The sequence below is a fragment of the Clostridium sp. AWRP genome (assembly GCF_004006395.2).
Classification (GTDB): Bacteria; Bacillota; Clostridia; order Clostridiales; family Clostridiaceae; genus Clostridium_B.
On record NZ_CP029758.2, the window covers coordinates 2,469,180 to 2,489,748 of the forward strand.

Genomic DNA, 20,569 nt, shown 5'->3' on the forward strand with positions numbered 1-20,569 from the left:
TTACCACCCCCAGTTTTAATATCTAGATTGCTAATACTTTATTAAGTGCTTTAACCAATTGATCTTCTTTAAAGGGTTTAACAATAAATGACCTGGCACCACTAACTATTGCCCTTTTAACCATAGCTTCTTGTCCCATTGAAGTTATTATAACAACCTTAGCCTTATCATCATGTTCCCTGATTTTTTTAAGCGCCTCAATTCCATCCATATCAGGCATTGTAATATCCATTGTTACAATATCAGGATTATATTGCTTATATTTAAAAATTGCTGAAGCTCCATTTTCAGCTTCTCCAACAACCTCAAATCCATTTCTAGCAAGCATAGTCTTTAGAGATATTCTCATAAAAGATGCATCATCAACAATAAGTACTTTTGACATAAATTTTTCCCCCTTATATTAACACATTGATTGTTTTTTTAAATTTTATAAAAAGCTTTATAAGGTAAACTATTGATAAAAAGTATCAATATGGTAATTATTAACTTAAATTTACTGGCACTAAAAATATTATTTGTATTACTTATATTCGTTTATAACATCTACATCTATATACATATTCCTTTTATTTTTTGTTATTTTATTATAAAAAATATAATTATATTAAAATTTGTATTGATTTTATGTCTTTTATTGTATTCTTAGCTCTTATATTTTTTGTCCTAATACCTTTTCAAAATAGTATAATATTAGTAACTTAACTTTTTTAGTTAAAAGTTGAAAATTGAGAGTTGAGAATGAAGGTTGATTTTTAGCTATCACAAAAAATCTTTAAACTTATATGAAACATCAATGTCTCGCTTTAGCGAAACGAGCCTTCAAAAATTTAATTAAAGATTTTTTGTAGTGTAACGGAAAAAATCCACATTAACTCTCCACTTTCCACTCTCAATTCTCAACTAATCAAATTGTTTCGCAAAGTTTTTATATTAAGTCCAAACTTTATATGTGCAAAAGTTAAATTAGTTAAAGGAGGATACTATGAACTTAAATGGAAAACGAATTATAATTACAGGTGCTTCTTCTGGGATTGGAGGAGAACTCTTAAAAATGCTAGCAAAATATGATACCACAATTATTGCAGTGGGACGAAACGTAAAAAATATACCTGATATAAATAATAAAATAACTCCCTATAAATGTGATGTATCTCAGAAAGAAAATATAGATAAATTATTTGACTTTGCTCTAAAAAAGATGGGAGGAATAGATCTATTCATTGCAAATGCAGGTTTTGCCTATTGTGAAGAACTAAACAAAGCTGATTGGGATCATATAGAAAATATTTTTAAAACAAACGCAATTTCACCAATATACTCCTTTGAAAAAATGAAAGAGCTAAATAAAGGAAGGCGTTATACTGTAGTAATAACCTGTTCCGCAGTAAGCCACGTACCCCTTCCCGGTTATGCCCTTTATTGTTCAACAAAAGCAGCTATAGATCATTTTGCTCACACATACCGTTTTGAAAAAAATGACAGAGGGAAGCTTACACTTGTTTATCCAGTGGCAACTGCATCAAATTTTTTTAAAAATGCAGGTGAAAAGGCACCCATTCCATTCCCGATTCATCCACCTAAATGGGTAGCCTTCTGTATGCTCATAGGCATAAAATTTAACTTTCATTCCGTTTACCCTTCACCTTTATACGCCCTTAGTTATTACACTATAAATCGTATCTTCCCATTCATTTATGGTATATATGATATTATAAACGCATTAGTATTTAAAATATGGGCAAAAAAACATAGAACTCATAATTAGCGCAGCATGCCAAACAGCACCTCAGGTATATTACCAAGAGATACTTGTTTTTCTACAGCTCCTATTTCGTAGGCAACTTTTGGCATGCCATATACTACAGATGATTTCTCATCTTGTCCAATAGTTTGAGCTCCTTTTCTCCTCATATAGCGAAGTCCCTTAGCACCATCATAGCCCATACCCGTGAGTATAATACCGATTGCATTTTTAGAAGCTTCCTTTGCTACTGATTCAAAAAGTACATCAACAGAAGGGCAATGTCCATTGACTTTTTCGCCACGAAATAGTTGAACCTTATACTTATTTCCAATCCTTTTAATGGTCATATGTTTATCACCAGGGGCAATTAATACTTTTCCAGTCTCAACATACTCCCCCCCTTGTGCCTCTCTTACTCGTAATTTCGTTTGATTATTAAGTCTTTCTGCAAACATTCTTGAAAAGACAGGTGGTATGTGCTGTACAATTAAAATACCAGGCATATTTTCTGGAAATGTTTTAAGTATATTGTATACAGCTTCAGTACCTCCTGTAGATGCTCCTATTGCAATTATCTTATTTGTATTAATGTGCTGACTTATATTAAATGGAACGGCTTTCTTTTTTACGCCAGATACCACATTTACACCATAGCACGTATTAATCTTTTCTATCAAAGTGTCTATAAAATCTTTTACACTATTTGTAGATTGTACATCTGGCTTTGAAACAAAATCTACAGCACCTGCTTCCATTGCATCTACTAATGATTCATTTATAGAACTTACAACTATTATAGGAAGTGGATACTGTGGAAGCAATCTTTTTATAAACTCAATACCATTCATCTTTGGCATCTGCACATCACATATCATCACATCAGGATTAAATGCAAGTATCTTATCCCTGGCATCAAAAGGATCAACCGCTCTAGCTACTACTTCTATATATGGTTCAGAAGAAATACCCATGGATATAACTTCTCTAAACACTAGACTGTCATCCACAATTAGAACCCTTATTTTTTTTGCCTCCATTTGTCTTTTCCTTTCTGTAAATATAATAATTTAAAAATACTTAATAGACACCTAGATAACTGCCTATTGGAATTATTTAACATTCTTCATCACCTAAATCAATTTTTCCGTGATATTTCTTTTTTGACTTCATATTTTTTAGCATATTAATCACTTCTGGATTTATATTTTCCATTTTATCATAACTAGAATTTACTCTTCTTATTTTAAATTTCTCAACTTGTTCCAGCATAATATCTGCCTGACTTGAAAGTTCTTCACTTGCTGATGCACTTTCTTCAGCTGTAGCAGAATTTTCTTGAATCACCTGGGATACCTCCATTATTCCGCTGTTAATCTGCTCTGCACCAGTGGCCTGTTCATTAGAAGCTACTGCTATGCTTTCCACAAAATCTGCTACTTTTGTAACTCCTTCTACAATTTCACCAAGAGCTTCAGCAGTTTCATTTGCAATCTTAGTACCTGTATCCACCTTCTTAATTGAATCTTCTATTAGTGCAGTAGTTTCTTTTGCAGCATCCCGTGATTTTGCGGCTAAATTTCTTACTTCCTCAGCAACTACTGCAAAGCCTTTTCCGTACCTACCTGCCCTTGCGGCCTCAACAGCAGCGTTTAGAGCCAGAATATTTGTCTGAAAAGCAATATCATCTATAGCCTTTATAACCTTGGATATATTACCTGAAGCTGCATTTATATCATCCATACTTTTAAGCATTTCCTCCATATGTGAATTTCCCTTAACTGCATTAACTTTCACGTGTTCAGTCAACTTATTTGCCTTGCCTGCATTATCTGCATTGAGTTTTATTTGTGAAGAAATCTCTTCCACAGAAGCGGTCAGTTCCTCCACAGAACTTGCTTGTTCCGTAGAACCTTCTGAAAGAGCTATTCCCGAATCTGATACCTGTTTTGCACCGGCAGCTACCTGATTTGCCGCAGCTTCAATATTAGTTATAACTTCATTCAAACTATCTGACATCTTTTTAAATGACTTTGAAAGTATTCCCACTTCATCTTTTCCACTAGTATCTATATGTACATTTAAATCCCCGCTTGCAATTTTATTTGCAGATGCCATGAGTTCTTTAATAGGCCTTATTATAGATAATGAAATAATTGTTCCTAGTAATGCAGCAGCAGCCATTCCTATAATTATAAAAATTATGATTAGTTTTCCACTTGCACTTGCTGTTTTATCATTGCTCTCTGAAAAACTTTTGGCACTATTTTCTTCTAAATTTATAAGAACTTTTAAGCTATTTGCCACATCATTCTGTGCCGTATTAAGCTTACTATTAAGTAAATTTATTTCACTTTTGTTATTTCCGTTTTTGGAGATTTCCATAATTTCATTAGCTGTTTCCATATATTTTGCTTTAGAGGATTTAAGCTTTTCAACTGCCTCTTTTCCGGCATCAGTTAAAACTGACTTTGAAAATTCATCTAATTGTCTGTCAAAATTGGAGCTAAAAGAATTTACCTTATTTATAGATTGATTTATATCCGATTGGTTATCTTCTAAGATTACATCCTTTAAATTTGATCTTATATCCCCGGAAGATAAAGTAATTTCAGTCAACTTTCCTAGGGGAACTGCCCTATTTTCATACAATTGAGAGTCCAAATTATCTATCTTATTTATACTTGTTAATCCAAATATTCCAATTATACATGCAATAGCTGTAATTAAAGTAAAACCTATAAATAATCTTATACTTATTTTTAAATTATTAAATAATTTCAAATCCATCCACTCCTTTGATATTAAATATTACTTAAACTGTCTGCGTCCTCGTGATTTAATAACTTGTCACAATCTAAAAGTAGTTTTACATTATTTTGAATTTTCCCTATACCCTTTATAAACTTATTTTTGATTTTGCTGATTTCTGGAGGGTCTACAATCTCACAATCAGGTATATCTATCACCTCAGAGACACCATCTACAATAAGTCCTACAGAAATATCTTCAATCTGGATTACAATAATGCATGTTCTGTCGTTATATTCCATTGCTTCCTTTTTAAATCTTAACCTAACATCCATTACAGGTATTATTTTGCCTCTCAAATTTATAATTCCCTTTATGTATTCAGGAAGTTCAGGTATTTCACTTATAGGCTGGATTCCTATTATTTCAATAACATATTTAATTTCTATACCATAAAATTCATTCTCAAGAGTAAAAGTAAGATATTTATTCTTTTGCGTATCTTCTTCTTCCATTAAGCTATCATCTATTACAACTTCCGACATATTTACATCATCCTTTCACTGTAAGCATCTATTTGACAAGCATATTTACAAGTTCACCTACATCAAGTATTAAACTAATACTCCCATCTCCAAGAAGAGTACACCCTGAAAGTCCATCTATATTTTTTATTTTTTTTATATAATTAGGTAAACACTTTACTACAACCTGCTGCTGTCCAATCAATTCATCTGCAAATATACACAGTCCCCTATTGTCTTTTTCTACCATAATAATTATTCCATCTTCTAAATTTTCAATATTAGTAGTTATATTATATAATTTGTGTATACGCAAAATAGGATAGCACTCACCTCTTACCATTATCATTTCATCATCATTAATATTAGAAATTACATTATTTTTTTCCACACTAAAAAGTTCTTTTATAGATGTAATAGGAATAGTATAGTATGAATTTCCTACCTTTATATTCATACCATCTATAATTGCAAGGGTTCGAGGTATTTTCATAGTTGTAATAGATCCTCTATTCTCCAAACTGTCTATTGAAACTGATCCACCTACATTTTGAATATTTTTAACTACTACATCCATACCAACCCCTCTTCCGCTAAATTCTGTAACATTTTCATTGGTAGAAAAGCCAGGAATAAAGATTAAATTATAGATTTCTTTGTCACTCATTTCCTCTGGATTTTTCTTAAGTATCCCATTTGAAACAGCTTTTTCTAATATACTTTTCTTATCTAATCCCCTACCATCGTCTTTTACAATTATAACAATGTCATTTCCTTCATTTTTTGCTTCTAAAGTAACCGTTCCAGTTTCACTTTTTTCAAAACATTTTCTATCTTCTATTGATTCTATTCCGTGATCAATAGAATTACGTACCAAATGCATAAGTGGATCTGATATATGTTCAATTATATTTTTATCTACTTCAGTATCCTCTCCAATTAATTTTAAGTGAACTTGCTTTTTTAACTTTTTACTCATATCCCGAACTATACGATTCATTTTGTGAAATACTATAGATATAGGCACCATCCTTACAGACATTATCACATCCTGAAGTTCACTTGTAATTTTATGAAGCTGCCTTGATGATTTTTCAAAATTACTCAGTTTCATTCCTCTCAAATCAGGATTTTGAGTAACCATAGCTTCAGCAATAACCATTTCCTCTACTAAATACATCAACTTATCTAGCTTGTCCACTTTTACATTTATAAAATCTTGTGTAATTATTGATTTATCCTTCGTATTTTCAACACACAGGTTTGTTCTCTGATTAGATTTAGTAGATTGCTGAAACTGTTCATCATTTTCCAGTTTTTCAAGTTTAAAGGTTTTCAAAAAAACTGTCTGATTTAAAATTTCAGAAAGCTCATCATAAGACTTACTGGATTTTATGAATACTTTAAAACCGCTCTCATGTATTGTTTTACAGGTATCATCATTTTCCATTATATCCTTAGGTATATAGTTAATCTCTTCTGAAAACTCTCTCAAAGTTTCCACTACGGTATAAGCCCTTAAGTTTTCCATTTCACAGTCATCTTCAAAAAATACAACTGCCTCATATACATTAATAGCTGATTTGGCCTCACCCGCATTTTCCTTATTAACATCCTCCTTAAAGTTCCTATCTTTTAATTTTGTAAGGAAATTCTTATTATTATCTATTATAGAATCACAGCTGCCATCAACTTTATCTCCATTTTTTATTTTTTCAAGTTCCACTTTTATAAAATCCACACATTTTAAAATCAAATCCGATAAACTTTCATAATCTACATCTTTAGGTTTCTCTTCTCTGAGAAAATAAAACAAATCTTCTATAGAGTGAGCCAACTTTGAAATATATTCATAGGACATCATAGCGGAAGATCCTTTAATTGTATGCATAATGCGAAATATCTCATTGATAGTTTCTTCCGAATAGCAATTTCCACTTTCATTTTCCAATATCAATGTTTCAAGTTGATCAATAAGCTGGGATGTTTCAAATATATAGGATTCAAGTATGACATCATCTGAGCTTTTATCTGACACAATTTACCACCCCCAGTTTTATTATTTAGACTGATAATACTTTATTAAGTGCTTTAACCAATTGATCTTCTTTAAAGGGTTTAACAATAAATGACCTGGCGCCACTAACTATTGCCCTTTTAACCATAACTTCTTGTCCCATTGCGGTTATCATAACAACCTTAGCTTTATTATCATACTCTTTGATCTTTTTAAGCGCCTCAATTCCATCCATATCAGGCATTGTAATATCCATTGTTACAATATCAGGATTGTATTGCTTATATTTAGTAATCGCCGAAACTCCATCTTTAGCTTCTCCAACAACCTCAAATCCATTTTTAGACAGCATAGTCTTTAGCGATATTCTCATAAAAGATGCATCATCAACAATAAGTACTTTTGACATAAATTTATCCCCCTTATAATTAAATTTTGAAGTCGATTTAATTATTAATTATATTTTTCTATATTATCTTCATTTGTTTATAAATTCTACATCTATATCCATTTTCCTTTATTTTTTGTTTTTTTATTATAAAAAATATAAATGTATTAAAGTTTACATTATTCTTATACAATTCATCGTATATAACAATACAGGAAGTTACATTTCTAAATGGAAATACATAAAAAAATTAGCAAGTCATGCAATAAACATTTCTTGCTAATTTAGTAAATAATCTGATTATTTCTTTAAAAATACCTTAAGCCATAATAATTACTGAAGAAGCTTTAACAAGTGCTGTAACTTCAGAACCAACTTTAATTCCTAAATTTTTAATAGATTCCATTGTAATAATTGAACATATAGTTGTTCCATTTCCTAAGTCTACTATAACCTCACCATTTACAGCTCCTTCTTTAATTTCAGAAACTTTTCCTTTTAACTGGTTTCTTGCACTGATTTTCATATTAAATTACCTTCCTTTTAATATATTTTGTAGTGTTTTTAATTTAAACAAAATAAAAGCCACAAGATAGTTGTAGTTTACCCCTATCTTGTGGCTCTTATTCAATCAAAAAGAAATTGTCTTTGTCTATATACATATTCCAGGGCTGGCTAATTTTTTTCAGTGCAACCCAATTTTCCTTTGGAATTTCCCACAGTAAACTTTTAGTCCTAGTATACGGTTTCTCATCTATACAGTCCAAATAAATTGAAACAGTAAAAGGACTTTCATTTATATGATTTACACAGCATTTAAATGTGTTTTCACTTTTATTACCATCTGCTAATTCCACGTAATGTGCTCTAATTCCCATGTAGGATACCTTACCTTCAATTTTATACTTAACTTTAAGAGTACATCCCCAATCTACAGCTTCTATAGTATGTTCATCTATTACTTCAACTTTAGATATATTTTTACATCCTGTAAGCTGTGCTGCTGAAATGGTAGGTGGATTTTTAAATATGTAATCTCTATCACCAAAAGCCTCTACTTTACCTTTATTAATTACCGCTATATTTTTACAAATACGATATATCTCATCTCTATTATGGGACACAAATACCGTATGTCCATTATAGCTAGACAATATATTTATAAGTTGTTCTTCCATTTTACTTCTCAGATGAGTATCTAATGCAGAGAAAGGTTCATCTAATAGAAGTATCTCAGGCTCTATTGCAAGGGCTCTGGCAATAGCAACCCTCTGCTGCTGTCCTCCTGAAAGCTGACTTGGGAATCTTCCCTCCAATCCTTTAAGGTTCATCATATTTATTTTTTCAGAAATTATTCTATTTTTCTTGTCTTTATCCATGTCCTGCAATCCAAACCCTATGTTTTGCCCTACATTCATATTGGGAAACAGAGCATAATTTTGAAATAGGAAACCCACTTTTCGTTTTCTACTTGGAATATTTATTTTTTTATCAGAATCATATAGTACTTTTTCATTTAATACTATTTTTCCCCTATCAGGCGTATCTAATCCAGCAATAAACTTAAGTGTCATGCTTTTACCAGATCCCGAAGCTCCTAAAAGTCCTACTATATTTTTTTCACTGTTGAATTTTACTTTTAAACTAAACCCTGGTAACTTCTTTTCAATATCTACATACAGTCCCATTTTTAATTTCTCCTAACACCGTATATATTTTTCTGTTGATAGTCATTCCAATAATTCATAAGTAAAATGACTATAGTTGAGATTGCAACTATTAACAGTACCCACATAAGAGCCTTATCCATCTCTCCATTTTCAGCTGCAAAATAAATAGCTATAGGAATAGTTTCCGTTTTGTTAGGTATATTACCTGCTATCATTAAAGTAGCTCCAAATTCTCCAAGAGCTCTTGCAAAGGAAAGAACTGTAGCTGCCCCTATACCTGGCCAGGCAAGAGGCAGTACAACTTTCCAAAACACTTTCCATTCAGAAACTCCTAATGTTCTTGCTGCACTTACAATATTTCTATCTATCTGCTCAAAAGCTGCCTTTGTAGTTTTATACATAAGAGGAAAAGCTACAACAGCTGCTGCTATTACTGTAGCAGGCCAAGAAAAAATTATATTGATTCCAATTCTAGAAAGTAATTTGCCTATAGGGCTATTTATTCCAAATATAAGGAGTAGAAAGAATCCTGCCACCGTAGGTGGCAGAACAAGTGGGAGGGTAAGTATAGTATCCAAAACATTTCTTAACTTTCCATTATAATTTGCCATTAAATAAGCTACTGCAATTCCTATAAAAAAAGTTATAAATGTAGCCGTAAAGGTAGTCTTTAACGAAATCCATACAGGCGAAGCATCAAAATTCATAAACTTATCCTCTCCATTACAATAAATTATTTGCCAAGCTTAAATCCATATTTTTGAAATACAGCTTTAGCTTTATCACTTGATAAAAATTTAAGAAAATCTTTAGCTTGAGTAGGATTTTTGCTAGCTTTAATTATAGCTGCTGGATATATTACAGCCTTATGAGAGTCTTCAGGTGCCGTAGCTACAATGTTTACTTTCTTTGATATTAATGCATCTGTCTTATAAACAATACCTGCATCTGCATTTCCTGTTTCAACCCAGGTCAAAACTTCTTTTACATCTTTACCAAAAATAGCCTTTGGCTGAACCTTATCCATTAGCTTTAAATTCGTAAGTATTTGCTGGGCATATTGTCCTGCTGGCACACTCTTAAATTCTCCAAGAGCTATTTTTTTGACCTTATCACTTGCTAAGTCGTTAAAGCTCTTAACATTAGAAGATGAATTTTTAGGTACTATAAGTACTACATCATTTTTTAAAAGATCAGCTATAGTATCATTTACTAATAAATTTTTATCCTTTAATGCATTCATCTGTTTTGTTGATGCAGAAAGAAATACGTCTGCTGGTGCACCCTGTTCAATTTGCTGTTGAAGAGTTCCTGATGATCCAAAATTGTATGTAATAGTAACATTCGGATGATCTTTTGCATATAGCTGTTTGATTTCATTCATAGAATCCTTTAAACTTGCAGCAGCAGATACAGTTAAAGTCACTGCCTTCTCCTGTTTTGCAGAGGAATCTGATTTTTTCTCACTTGAGCTCTGACTACCGCCGCAACCTGCTGCCATAGTTGTGACAATTAAAACCAGAATAAGTACTAAACTTTTTTTTAGTTTTTTCATTAAAATACCCCCAGTGTTTAAGACTTATATTATTTTTCAACAAATCATAACATAACATTATATATAGTTATATAAGAAAACATTTTATTTCATAATATAGTGTTTTATTATGATATAGTTATTATATCATCTAATTAAGCAATTGTTCAACCCATTTGTAAACATTATCATAAAAACGTTATAATAATACTTAACATAAAAGCATTAATGCATACAAAAAGCATTCAATTGTAAATTGAATGCTCACTATTATAATTATATATAATATTGAAATTATTCTACTTCCCATATACCTTCAGTTAAAAATCTGTTTGCCTTATCCTGCGCCTTTTTTACAATAGCATCATTATATCCTAAAATACCTAAAAGTTTTATTGCATTTTGAGTGGTAGCCCTTCCTTCATGGATTCTATAATCAAACTTTATCTCATTATTTTCAATACTTTCTTGAAAATGATAATTCTCAAAATATCTTTCAAGTATATGAGTAAGTTCCACATCATGGGTAGCTGCAATGCATATACAATTATTTAAAGTTAAATATTTTAGCACTTGAGAAGAAGCTGAAATTCTTTCTACAGTATTGGTTCCTCGTAAAATTTCATCTACAAAACATATAGTAGGTATATCCTCATTTAAATTATCTATAATTCTCTTTAAAGATTTAGTTTCTACTATATAATAGCTTTCATTGCTAAATATATCGTCTTTCAAAGCCATAGATGTATATATTTTGAAATAACAGCATTTAAATTCTGAAGCAAGGCAGGTATATATTGTCTCAGCTAAAATAATATTTATAGCTACTGTTTTTAAAAAAGTTGATTTACCTGATGCATTGGACCCTGTAATTAAGATGGAATCTGAAATCTCTATGGAGTTTGGCACAGATTTTTCCATAAGGGGATGCCTTATATCTTTAAACACATTCACATTTTCCTGCTTTCTTCTGCATTTAATAAGCTCTGGCGTAACATAATTTTTTATTCTTTCCCTATAAGCTGCAATAGACATACAGCTATCTATAGTTCCAATTACTTCAAATATTACTTTAAACTCACTGCTTCTTTCCATAAGAGCATTTGACATTTTTTCATAATTAATTAAATCCGTAAGTAAAAACATGCTAGTATACTCAGCTATTATACCTACATCTGTACCATTATTTCTTGAAGCAAAAGAAAGTCTTTTTATAGATCTTAGCTTTTTAAGAGATTCCCTTAATTTTTCATTGTAATCTTTAAACTCTTTTATATCTTCTTTCAAAATATCTCCAGCATATTTTACTATTTTAAGTATGTACATAAAGGATTCAAATTTATGCTTTATCCTATTTTTTTCTTTATAATATACAAATATATTATAGGAAAAGGACAATATGACGGTAGCGAGTCCAATATATGGATTCAAAAATATTAATCCTACACCTACAAAAGGGATTAAGGACAAAATTCTATAGTAAAGCAGTAATGACTTTCTCTTATTATCTCTATTGTAAAAGTAATCAGTTATAAAACAAGACCTATTTTTCCCTAATTTTGCCAGAATATATTGTATGCTTTTTCTATTCTTACTATTATTTTGAAAAAATTTTATTAATTCATCTCTATGTTTAAGTTTCCCCTCATCGTATATAGGTTCTCTTAGCATATTATATAAATACTGTTCTCCTGGACTACTTTCTGTATTATTTATTTTTTTAAAAATACTATCCATATCAAGATCTTTCCAGGTAATTTCATCAATAAAAACTGTTTCTTTTTCCACTTCTTTTCTATTATTAAAGTATTCAGCTGTACTCTTTAAGTCATCTTCCGTATATTTTTCTTCATCCTCTGCACCCCAATCATTTTCTATTCTTCTCCTAATTTCATTATTTGACTTAATATTTGAAAATACTGATATTAATATGCTTACTAATATAATAGCAGCTATATATCCGAGTACAACCCACATATGTCTTCCTCCTTTTATTTTTTACTTTCGCTTATGTTCTAAGTGTAGCTCTAATTCTATCATTGTTTAACAATAAATCTATAGCATCTAAAATATTTGTAACTGCTATGTCAGATTCTATCAAAGATTTAGTAAAGCATCCTTCTCTCCCAATAACACAAATAGATATAATACTATTTTTAAACATTTCCAGATCATTTCTTCCATTGCCAACAGATGCAGTAACATCACATCCCAGCTTTTCAACCATATACTTTTTATCTTTAGATGAATCTTCTTTATTAAATACTTTAACTTTAACTGGAAGACCCTGGCACTGCCTTTTTACAGTTCCATAAGTATCTGCCGTAATAATATAAATATTAACATCTTTGCCTGCTAACTCCTTTAATTTATCCCCCACAGAGTCAATTAAAATCCCATCTTGTCCAAGAGTACCATTAAAATCAAAAATAACATTTTTTATGGTAATATTCCTTCTCCCGGGTATATTAAATATTATCATTTTTAATTATCCCCTTTATAACATTTTACAAATTATTTAATTTTACTGTAAACTATTCAAACATAACTTGTCAATGTTAACTTTGCTATCACACTCCTAAAAATAAACAGATTTCTAAGTTTCTAGTATTTATTGACAAATTCCTTTTCAACTAGTAATATTATATATGCAAGAAGTAGGAGCAAAAACAGAAAAAATATATACAATAGAAGGAAATGAAGATAATAAAAATTACATTCAAAGCATGAAATATAATTTACAAGTGATTTATAACAGCTTAAAATAAATTTTCCAACAATTTGTTTGACATGTCATTTTCAATATAATATAATTTAATAAATTGCATAAAATAATCATGTAACTGGCGGAAATGGAGTTTACCATAGGGAGCATGATTAAAAAGATATCGACCGCCTGGGTAAATTATATAATTTACCCAGGTTTTTTATGCTTAAATTTAAAATGGAGGTATTTTATAAATGGAAATGAATGAATTTGTACTTAAATATGGGTGCAACCCACACCAAAAACCTGCAAGAGTTTATATAAAAAAAGGCTCTCTTCCCTTTAAAATATTGAATGGAAGACCCGGATATATCAATCTTATGGACGCTTTTAATTCCTGGCAACTTGTAAAGGAACTTAGAAATGCCACAGGACTTTGTAGTGCTGCTTCTTTTAAGCATGTAAGTCCTGCAGGTGCTGCAGTTGCAGTGCCTCTAAATGATATATTAAAAAAGGCATATGCAGTTTCAGATATGGAACTCTCCCCTGCAGCTGTTGCTTATTCAAGGGCAAGAGGAGCAGATAGGATGTCCTCCTACGGAGATTTTGCAGCTATAAGTGATGAAGTTGACTTATCTGCTGCTAAAATACTTAAAGCATCGGTTTCAGATGGAATAATTGCCCCATCCTACAGCAAAGAAGCATTAGAACTTTTAAAGACAAAGAAAAAAGGGAACTACTGTATAATTCAAATTGATCCAAATTATGAACCAGAAGGAATGGAAAAAAGAGAGATATTTGGAGTAACTTTTGAACAAAAAAGGGATGACGCAGTTATAACAGAGAATCTTTTAAAAAACATAGTAACAGATAATAAGAATATGCCAGAAAGTGCTAAAAGAGATCTTCTAATTTCAATGATCACCCTAAAATACACACAATCTAACTCAGTTTGTTTCGCAGTAGACGGTCAAGTAATTGGAGTTGGAGCAGGCCAGCAGTCAAGAGTTCACTGTACAAGACTTGCTGCATCAAAGGCAGATATATGGTTTTTAAGACAACATCCTAAGGTACTGTCCCTGCCTTTTAAAGAAGGGCTTAAAAGACCTGAAATGGATAATGTAATAGACCAGTATCTCCGCGATGACATAACTCCTGAGGAAACTATGGGATGGAAAGATGTATTTACTGAAATTCCTAAAAGACTTACTTTAGATGAAAAAAAGGATTGGCTTTCAAAACTTCAAGGCGTATCTTTAGGATCTGACGCGTTTTTCCCATTTAGAGATAATATAGACAGAGCCTCTAAAAGCGGTGTAAAGTATATTGTCCAGCCAGGTGGTTCTATAAGAGATGACATTGTAATAAAAGCTTGTAACAACTATGATATGGTAATGGCATTTTCAAATTTGAGATTATTCCACCATTAATCATAGACTCAACTTTCACAAGTTAAGAATTAATAATAAAGAATTAATAGCGAAAGATTTTTTGTAGTGTAACGGGAAAAATTTACATTAACTATTAATTCTTCATTCTTAACTATTAATTTAAAATATTACTTGACCTTTATTTCTTTATTTCTTTATTCCCCATTTGTTCATTTTCTATTTTTTTTCTTTCTACAAATCTTCCCATTAAAAATGCTACAACACCAACTCCTATACCTGTTTGTACACAGAATAAAAAGCTTTCAACTTCTCCTGGTAATTCTCCTCCAATCCATTGTTCCATGACAGGTGTAGCCCACGGATGATACTCTTTACCTGTAATCTGTGAAACAGTTGCGCTTCCTGCATCATCTGAACCCTCAAATTTAGCACCTCTTAATGTAAATAATGGTATAGAAGCAATCAATACAGCGATAACTAATAAAATAGTAACCTTCTTTTTTGTATTTGTCATTAGTTTTCACCTCTCTTTAAAAATCCAATGCCTGTCAATTCAGATTTTGCATATGTTTCAAGTCCTATAATTATAACAACAGTAAGAATACCTTCTATAATTGCCAGTGGACCTTGTGTTGGTGCAAATACTCCAAGGAACTTAAATACAGATGCTAGAACACCACCATTTTGAGAAGGATATGCAAGTGCAAGCTGAAAACTGGTTACACAATAAGTGAATACATCACCAATTGACGCTGCCAAAAAAATACCTACATTTTTATTAACTTTCATCTTCTGGCATAATTTATAGATTCCATAAGAAACTAGTGGACCCGCAATAGCCATAGAAAAAGTATTAGCACCAAGAGTAGTAAGTCCTCCATGAGCAAGTAGAATTGCCTGGAAAATCAGACAAATGATACCTAGTATAGCTACTGCGGTTGGTCCAAATAAAATTGCAGCAAGTCCTGTACCAGTCATATGTGAACAACTTCCTGTTACTGATGGAATTTTTAAAGATGAGAGTACGAAAATAAATGCACCTGCCATAGCAATAATGGTCATGGACTTACGGTTTTTAGATAATGTTTTCTTAATTGACAAGTAACCTGCTATTAAGAATGGTAAGGAAATAGCACCCCACATAATACAAAATTTTGGTGGAAGATATCCTTCCATGATGTGCATTGCATTTGCTACTGGAGTTACTCCAAAAATTAACGCAAAAGCTGCTGCTATAGTAATAATTTTCTTTTCTTTTTGATCCATTTTACTTTCCCCCTTATGTTGTTTTTAATTTATGATAATCTAAGTTAACACACCTAGAAAAGATGTCTGCTTTTCAAGTATTTTCTTTAATTCTTCTGTGCTCTTCGGATAAGTTTTCGTATCTTGCATCAAATGTTTTTTTACAAGCAGCTCATAAACCTCCAGCATAGTTGGCTGTTTTAAATTCGCCTGCTTTAAAATTGACCTATTTTTAAAAATTTCTAATGGTGTTCCATCTGCAATAATTTTACCATCACAGAATACAATAGCTCTTTCGGCCCATCTGTATACAAAATCTACATCATGAGTAGAAATAAGCATGGTCTTTCCTTCTAATGAAAGTTTTGCTAAAACTTCTTCTAACATCATAGCATTTAAAGGGTCCAGTGCTGCCGTAGGTTCATCAAAAATAACAATTTCTGATTTCATAGCAATAATATCTGCAATGGTTACACGTTTCTTTTCACCGCCGCTCAAATAATGAGGAGGTCGATCTTTGAAGTCAGAAATATTCATATATGCCAGAGCCTCTTCAATCCTCTTTTTTACTTCTTCCTTTGGGAGCTTTAAATTCATGGGGCCAAATCCAACTTCCGCCATAACCGTAGATGCAATAATTTGATTATCCGCATCCTGGAATACAATTCCAATATTTTTTCTGAGTTCTTTTAAGTTTTTTTTATTAACTACCGTATCACGATAAATAATTTTTCCATGTTCTGGTGTAAATACGCCATTAATATTTAAGAAAAATGTAGATTTGCCAGATCCATTGGATCCAATAACAGCAATCTTCTCACCTTCATGGATATCCACATTTATTCCATTTAATGCAGGCTTTCCATTGCCATAGGTATAGTACAAATTCTCAACCTTTAATATTGTTTTTCCCATAATAGCTCCTCTCTATTTTGTAAAGCCCCAGAGTAAAACTAAAAAAATTATGAATACTACTGCTGTGACAATTTGTATTGTTTCTACTTTTTTATCTTCTTCATAAAATATAAGCTCTCCATCATAACATCTAGCTTCCATAGCATCATAGTAAGAGCTTGCTTTTTTCAATGAAGTAACCAGCATATTGCTTCCAATGTTTCCAAATGTATAACAGGAAGTTTTAAAATCACAGTATCCCTGACGGGACTCTGCAGAGTTTTTCATTTTAGAATACACATCCATTAAAATAAAAATATAACGATAAATGATATTCATCAGTTCTACAATAAGCTTTGGAACATGTACCTTTCTAAGCACACATATAATCTCAGATGATGGAGTTGATAGTGCCATCATTTGCAGTGCACTGACAGCTGCGAAAACCTTTAGAATTAAAAACACAGCTTTCTTAATACTTACCTGGGAAGTAAATACATAGCAGAAACCAAGACACAGATTATACTGCCCTATAGGGTGTGTTGAAAAATCAATAGCAATAGTAAAAGTCCCAAGAAGAATAAATACTATCGGAATAGTCATTACTGACAAGTATTCATGTGCTGGAAGTTCTCCCTTTTCAATAGTTATATAGGCCATCGCAATAATCACCACAGCAGATACATATGGATTGTCCAATACAATACAAAGAACCAATATCAAAACAGAAACACATACCTTAAAGCTAGGATTCCAATGCCTAATTTTAGAGTTATAAGCATAAAAATCAATTGAAAATCCTTCGCCATGTTTATGCCCCATTCTATGATGATGATGTGTACTATTCTCATAAGTGTTGCCATGCCCTTTTCCCATTTTCAAGAAAAATACGAACATCAAAAATGCGATACCTAAAATAACAATTTTGCTCATTTTACACCTCCTTTAAACTTTTCGTAGAACACTCCAATTTTCTTTTAGCTTGATTAATTTAAAAATTTGTAATCAAATAAAGCCTGCAGCAACCTGCAGGCTAATATAGCATACCATTAAACTTACATAATGTTAGCAGTATTTATTGATAAAAATCAGCAATAAAACATATAACTATTATGTAAACAAATATTACTACACACTTCCTACCGAAGCTGTCGTTAATTATTCTAAGGCAGGTCTCCTGACTCGTAGATCAATTTACTCTCTAAACTTCCCAGCATATGCCAGTGTTCACTAGATTTCATCCCTACTCACAGTAACGGTGGCTGTAAAGGTTTCTGACCTTTTTCCCTATTCTCTTCATAATTGAAGCACCTTAAAATATCAATATTTAATTAATATTCAAAATACATTTATATTATACATATTATATATATTATTGTCAAATATTTCGTATAATTTTCAGAGAATTTGAGTTTTTCAAATTTATTATCTCAATATATTGGGATTTTTCTATTTGAATAGATTAAAAAAACTGCTGTTGCACACCATTGCAACAGCAGCATTAAAGGGATTAGATATGTTTAAGTTAACACCAATATATAAAAAGGGACTTCTTTTAGAAGTCCCTAATTAACACATTATATAGCTACATCCATTTTATAACAGCATAGCCTAAAAAATTACCAATGCATTAATCTTTCCCTCCGAAAGATCATTTCAAAAGTACAGGCAGGTCTCCTGACTATAGGATCATCCTCTTTAATTCCTTCCCAGAATACTCCAGTGGAAATTTAAAATCGTCACCCAATACAGTAGCGGGGGCTGTGATGGAATTTCACCATTTTCCCTTTTAATTACCTACGTAAACCACATACTTTATTATTTGATTATGTTTACATTATATACTTACATCATTCATTTGTCAAGTAAAATGCATTAAATATTTTAATTATAAAAAAATTCTGTAATATTCCAAATACTATTTAAACAAATAAAAACATCTATATTGATTTTCTCACAATTTCTCTTTTATGTCAAGTATAATCTTTAATGTGCTATTATAGTAAACATGCTGCATCTTGAGCATCGATATATTGCTCTAACTCTCCAATAGAACTTGCAACAAGCTCATAGACAAGATATTCAGGTTTTATAAAATCCAGTAACTTTTTTACACAAGTATCTGTAAAGGGCTTATGGCTGTCTATATTGAAAACATGCATATACATTTCTTCACTCATTGGAGGTAACGTAAACTCTTTTTCCCTTGTGCTATTTATTTTTTCCATTACGTATTCACCTGATAATGAACAATTAAGATGTATACCCTTTATTAATTTTTTCAATTCCCCTAAATTTTTTACAATATTCATTATATATTCAATTCCCTGCTTTTCATTTTTAAGATGTAAATTTGTATTCATTAAATGTGATGTATCTAATACAAATCCTTTATTTGAATAATTAACTTTATCTAATAACCTATATGCATTTTCATAACTTAACATGGTAAATCCAGGCCACCACTCATTTTCAAATAGTAATTTTATGTTTGTATCCATACCTTTAAAAACTTCATTTATTAGATTGCTAGCAGCATCTATAATTTCTTCATCAGTATACGTAAAATCATAATTGAAAACATGCCTTTCTTGTACGTGAGCCACATGAAGAACGGCATATTCTGCACCGATCTTATCGGCCATTCTAATCTCTTTTCTATAATGCTCTATCATAACCTCCCTATTAGTACCACCATAATATTTTTCAACAACGTCCAAACTTCTGAATTGTTTTAAAAGTTCCTGTGTATTATTATTCCAAAAATCTAGCCATGTAGGATAATACTTTAAATGGACACCTTTAACAAGATTACATGGAATAATATTTTCATCTAACCCTATGGGATGTAAAAGCTCAATACCATTCATTTTATGTTTTTTTAAAAAGTTTATGATATTACTTTTATTACAATGAAATCTTTCAACATCATAATTATATGTAGATAAATTCATTAACTTTAGCATTTTTTACATCTCCTATTTACTTTTAGTATTTTCGTTTACTACACAAATTTTTACAGAGGCATTGGTACCCAATGTAAGCTGACTTTTTAATTTTTTAGAATTGTTAAATACAATTTTTACAGGTATTTTTTCAACTTTTCTGTTATGCTTTCCGTCAGTTGAATATGCTGTGGGATTTATCGCATCTTCTGTCATTTCACCTATAGATTTTATTTTTCCTTGAAATTTTTGTGAACCATATTCATCTATAGTTATTTGAACAGGTTGTCCAACCTTTAATCTTCTTATTTTTGTTTCGTCTATCTTGGCAGTAACATAAAAATTTTCAGAATCTGCTAAAAGTGCTGTAGTTTTTCCTGGAGATAAAACTTCCCCCGCATTTGCTTCTTTTTTTACAACAATACCGTCAATAGGTGATTTTATCAAAGACTGGTCTATGCTAGAATCCGGGAGATTATCCATATCCTGACGTGCCAATATTTCATCTTTGCTAACTAAATCTCCTTCGTTTACATTAAATTGTAGTACTTTTCCTTGAATTTGTGAACCTACTTTAATCACATCTGCAGTAACCTTTGCATCATCAGTAAATACATAATACACGTGTTCATATACATAATAGGAAACCCAACCAATAAACATTATTAAAACTGCTGCTAATATTCCTATAACTAATTTTTTACGATTTTTAACTGTATTAATGACTATACCAAGTTTCATATTAACCCACCTTTTTCA

20 protein-coding genes, 1 pseudogene and 3 riboswitches are annotated in these 20,569 nt (G+C 31.2%); of the genes and pseudogenes, 3 read left to right on the forward strand and 18 right to left on the reverse strand.

From position 1 onward, the window contains the following. Positions 1–22: 22 nt before the first annotated feature. Positions 23–385: a response regulator gene (locus DMR38_RS11395; RefSeq protein ID WP_127721439.1), complete on the reverse strand. Its 363-nt coding sequence runs from the start codon at positions 383–385 to the stop codon at positions 23–25. A 600-nt stretch (positions 386–985) separates the two neighbouring features. On the opposite strand from DMR38_RS11395, the gene DMR38_RS11400 reads away from it, so the two are divergent. Next, positions 986–1,768: an SDR family NAD(P)-dependent oxidoreductase gene (locus DMR38_RS11400; RefSeq protein ID WP_127721440.1), complete on the forward strand. Its 783-nt coding sequence runs from the start codon at positions 986–988 to the stop codon at positions 1,766–1,768. On the opposite strand, the gene DMR38_RS11405 is transcribed toward DMR38_RS11400, so the two are convergent. The 11 genes from DMR38_RS11405 to DMR38_RS11455 form a co-directional block, all read right to left on the reverse strand. Then, positions 1,765–2,784, reverse strand: coding sequence for a chemotaxis response regulator protein-glutamate methylesterase (locus DMR38_RS11405; RefSeq protein ID WP_127721441.1), 1,020 nt, complete (start codon positions 2,782–2,784; stop codon positions 1,765–1,767). The genes DMR38_RS11400 and DMR38_RS11405 overlap by 4 nt on opposite strands. 76 nt (positions 2,785–2,860) lie before the next feature. After that, on the reverse strand, positions 2,861–4,528 hold the full coding sequence (locus DMR38_RS11410; RefSeq protein WP_127721442.1) for a methyl-accepting chemotaxis protein: 1,668 nt from the start codon (positions 4,526–4,528) through the stop codon (positions 2,861–2,863). A gap of 20 nt (positions 4,529–4,548) precedes the next feature. Next, a complete protein-coding gene (locus DMR38_RS11415; RefSeq protein ID WP_127721443.1) occupies positions 4,549–5,040 on the reverse strand; it encodes a chemotaxis protein CheW in 492 nt (163 codons plus the stop codon). Between the two features lie 28 nt (positions 5,041–5,068). Then, a complete protein-coding gene (locus DMR38_RS11420) occupies positions 5,069–7,057 on the reverse strand; it encodes a chemotaxis protein CheA (RefSeq protein WP_127721444.1) in 1,989 nt (662 codons plus the stop codon). A 25-nt stretch (positions 7,058–7,082) separates the two neighbouring features. Next, a complete protein-coding gene (locus DMR38_RS11425; RefSeq protein ID WP_127721445.1) occupies positions 7,083–7,445 on the reverse strand; it encodes a response regulator in 363 nt (120 codons plus the stop codon). A gap of 298 nt (positions 7,446–7,743) precedes the next feature. Further along, complete coding sequence (locus DMR38_RS11430; RefSeq protein WP_013238864.1) at positions 7,744–7,950, reverse strand: TOBE domain-containing protein; 207 nt, start codon at positions 7,948–7,950, stop codon at positions 7,744–7,746. A gap of 97 nt (positions 7,951–8,047) precedes the next feature. Continuing rightward, a complete protein-coding gene (locus DMR38_RS11435) occupies positions 8,048–9,112 on the reverse strand; it encodes a sulfate/molybdate ABC transporter ATP-binding protein (protein ID WP_127721446.1) in 1,065 nt (354 codons plus the stop codon). Positions 9,113–9,114: 2 nt separating this feature from the next. Then, positions 9,115–9,801 (reverse strand): molybdate ABC transporter permease subunit, encoded by a 687-nt coding sequence (modB, locus tag DMR38_RS11440; RefSeq protein ID WP_127721447.1) that lies wholly within the window; start codon positions 9,799–9,801, stop codon positions 9,115–9,117. A 26-nt stretch (positions 9,802–9,827) separates the two neighbouring features. Then, complete coding sequence (gene modA, locus DMR38_RS11445; protein ID WP_127721448.1) at positions 9,828–10,649, reverse strand: molybdate ABC transporter substrate-binding protein; 822 nt, start codon at positions 10,647–10,649, stop codon at positions 9,828–9,830. Between the two features lie 273 nt (positions 10,650–10,922). Beyond that, on the reverse strand, positions 10,923–12,605 hold the full coding sequence (locus DMR38_RS11450; RefSeq protein ID WP_127721449.1) for a DNA mismatch repair protein MutS: 1,683 nt from the start codon (positions 12,603–12,605) through the stop codon (positions 10,923–10,925). Positions 12,606–12,636: 31 nt separating this feature from the next. Next, positions 12,637–13,110 (reverse strand): HAD family hydrolase, encoded by a 474-nt coding sequence (locus tag DMR38_RS11455; protein WP_127721450.1) that lies wholly within the window; start codon positions 13,108–13,110, stop codon positions 12,637–12,639. Between the two features lie 169 nt (positions 13,111–13,279). Between DMR38_RS11455 and DMR38_RS22300 the strand changes: the two are divergent. Together DMR38_RS22300 and DMR38_RS11465 are read left to right on the forward strand one after the other, a co-directional pair. Then, positions 13,280–13,396: pseudogene (locus tag DMR38_RS22300) on the forward strand (ABC transporter substrate-binding protein); the annotation flags it as partial. A 61-nt stretch (positions 13,397–13,457) separates the two neighbouring features. Next, positions 13,458–13,537, forward strand: a riboswitch (ZMP/ZTP riboswitch). Positions 13,538–13,589: 52 nt separating this feature from the next. Further along, complete coding sequence (locus tag DMR38_RS11465; RefSeq protein ID WP_127721451.1) at positions 13,590–14,765, forward strand: phosphoribosylaminoimidazolecarboxamide formyltransferase; 1,176 nt, start codon at positions 13,590–13,592, stop codon at positions 14,763–14,765. A 139-nt stretch (positions 14,766–14,904) separates the two neighbouring features. On the opposite strand, the gene DMR38_RS11470 is transcribed toward DMR38_RS11465, so the two are convergent. From DMR38_RS11470 to DMR38_RS11495, 6 genes are all read right to left on the reverse strand, one after another. Then, entirely contained in the window at positions 14,905–15,240 is a 336-nt protein-coding gene (locus DMR38_RS11470; RefSeq protein WP_127721452.1) for an energy-coupling factor ABC transporter substrate-binding protein, read from the reverse strand. Continuing rightward, the gene (locus DMR38_RS11475; protein WP_127721453.1) at positions 15,240–15,992 is read right to left on the reverse strand and encodes an energy-coupling factor ABC transporter permease; all 753 of its coding nucleotides are present in this window, start codon (positions 15,990–15,992) and stop codon (positions 15,240–15,242) included. Before DMR38_RS11475 ends, DMR38_RS11470 begins: the two co-directional genes overlap by 1 nt. Before the next feature lie 39 nt (positions 15,993–16,031). Next, positions 16,032–16,886, reverse strand: coding sequence for an energy-coupling factor ABC transporter ATP-binding protein (locus tag DMR38_RS11480; RefSeq protein WP_127721454.1), 855 nt, complete (start codon positions 16,884–16,886; stop codon positions 16,032–16,034). 12 nt (positions 16,887–16,898) lie between these two features. Continuing rightward, on the reverse strand, positions 16,899–17,741 hold the full coding sequence (gene cbiQ, locus DMR38_RS11485) for a cobalt ECF transporter T component CbiQ (RefSeq protein ID WP_127724037.1): 843 nt from the start codon (positions 17,739–17,741) through the stop codon (positions 16,899–16,901). A 273-nt stretch (positions 17,742–18,014) separates the two neighbouring features. Further along, positions 18,015–18,195, reverse strand: a riboswitch (cobalamin riboswitch). Between the two features lie 319 nt (positions 18,196–18,514). Next, positions 18,515–18,691, reverse strand: a riboswitch (cobalamin riboswitch). A 171-nt stretch (positions 18,692–18,862) separates the two neighbouring features. Beyond that, positions 18,863–19,831 carry a TIM barrel protein gene (locus DMR38_RS11490; protein WP_127721455.1) on the reverse strand — a complete coding sequence of 323 codons (969 nt, stop codon included), beginning with the start codon at positions 19,829–19,831 and terminating at the stop codon, positions 18,863–18,865. A 12-nt stretch (positions 19,832–19,843) separates the two neighbouring features. Then, entirely contained in the window at positions 19,844–20,551 is a 708-nt protein-coding gene (locus DMR38_RS11495; protein ID WP_127721456.1) for an efflux RND transporter periplasmic adaptor subunit, read from the reverse strand. Positions 20,552–20,569: the final 18 nt, after the last annotated feature.

Coding starts and splice junctions, on each gene's coding strand:
- DMR38_RS11430 (WP_013238864.1), bottom strand. CDS start 7,950: ATGAAAATCAGTGCAAGAAACCAGTTAAAAGGAAAAGTTTCTGAAATT.
- DMR38_RS11395 (WP_127721439.1), bottom strand. CDS start 385: ATGTCAAAAGTACTTATTGTTGATGATGCATCTTTTATGAGAATATCT.
- DMR38_RS11425 (WP_127721445.1), bottom strand. CDS start 7,445: ATGTCAAAAGTACTTATTGTTGATGATGCATCTTTTATGAGAATATCG.
- DMR38_RS11490 (WP_127721455.1), bottom strand. CDS start 19,831: ATGCTAAAGTTAATGAATTTATCTACATATAATTATGATGTTGAAAGA.
- DMR38_RS11495 (WP_127721456.1), bottom strand. CDS start 20,551: ATGAAACTTGGTATAGTCATTAATACAGTTAAAAATCGTAAAAAATTA.
- DMR38_RS11435 (WP_127721446.1), bottom strand. CDS start 9,112: ATGGGACTGTATGTAGATATTGAAAAGAAGTTACCAGGGTTTAGTTTA.
- modB (WP_127721447.1), bottom strand. CDS start 9,801: ATGAATTTTGATGCTTCGCCTGTATGGATTTCGTTAAAGACTACCTTT.
- DMR38_RS11470 (WP_127721452.1), bottom strand. CDS start 15,240: ATGACAAATACAAAAAAGAAGGTTACTATTTTATTAGTTATCGCTGTA.
- DMR38_RS11475 (WP_127721453.1), bottom strand. CDS start 15,992: ATGGATCAAAAAGAAAAGAAAATTATTACTATAGCAGCAGCTTTTGCG.
- cbiQ (WP_127724037.1), bottom strand. CDS start 17,741: ATGGGAAAAGGGCATGGCAACACTTATGAGAATAGTACACATCATCAT.
- DMR38_RS11415 (WP_127721443.1), bottom strand. CDS start 5,040: ATGTCGGAAGTTGTAATAGATGATAGCTTAATGGAAGAAGAAGATACG.
- modA (WP_127721448.1), bottom strand. CDS start 10,649: ATGAAAAAACTAAAAAAAAGTTTAGTACTTATTCTGGTTTTAATTGTC.
- DMR38_RS11465 (WP_127721451.1), top strand. CDS start 13,590: ATGGAAATGAATGAATTTGTACTTAAATATGGGTGCAACCCACACCAA.
- DMR38_RS11450 (WP_127721449.1), bottom strand. CDS start 12,605: ATGTGGGTTGTACTCGGATATATAGCTGCTATTATATTAGTAAGCATA.
- DMR38_RS11400 (WP_127721440.1), top strand. CDS start 986: ATGAACTTAAATGGAAAACGAATTATAATTACAGGTGCTTCTTCTGGG.
- DMR38_RS11455 (WP_127721450.1), bottom strand. CDS start 13,110: ATGATAATATTTAATATACCCGGGAGAAGGAATATTACCATAAAAAAT.
- DMR38_RS11480 (WP_127721454.1), bottom strand. CDS start 16,886: ATGGGAAAAACAATATTAAAGGTTGAGAATTTGTACTATACCTATGGC.
- DMR38_RS11405 (WP_127721441.1), bottom strand. CDS start 2,784: ATGGAGGCAAAAAAAATAAGGGTTCTAATTGTGGATGACAGTCTAGTG.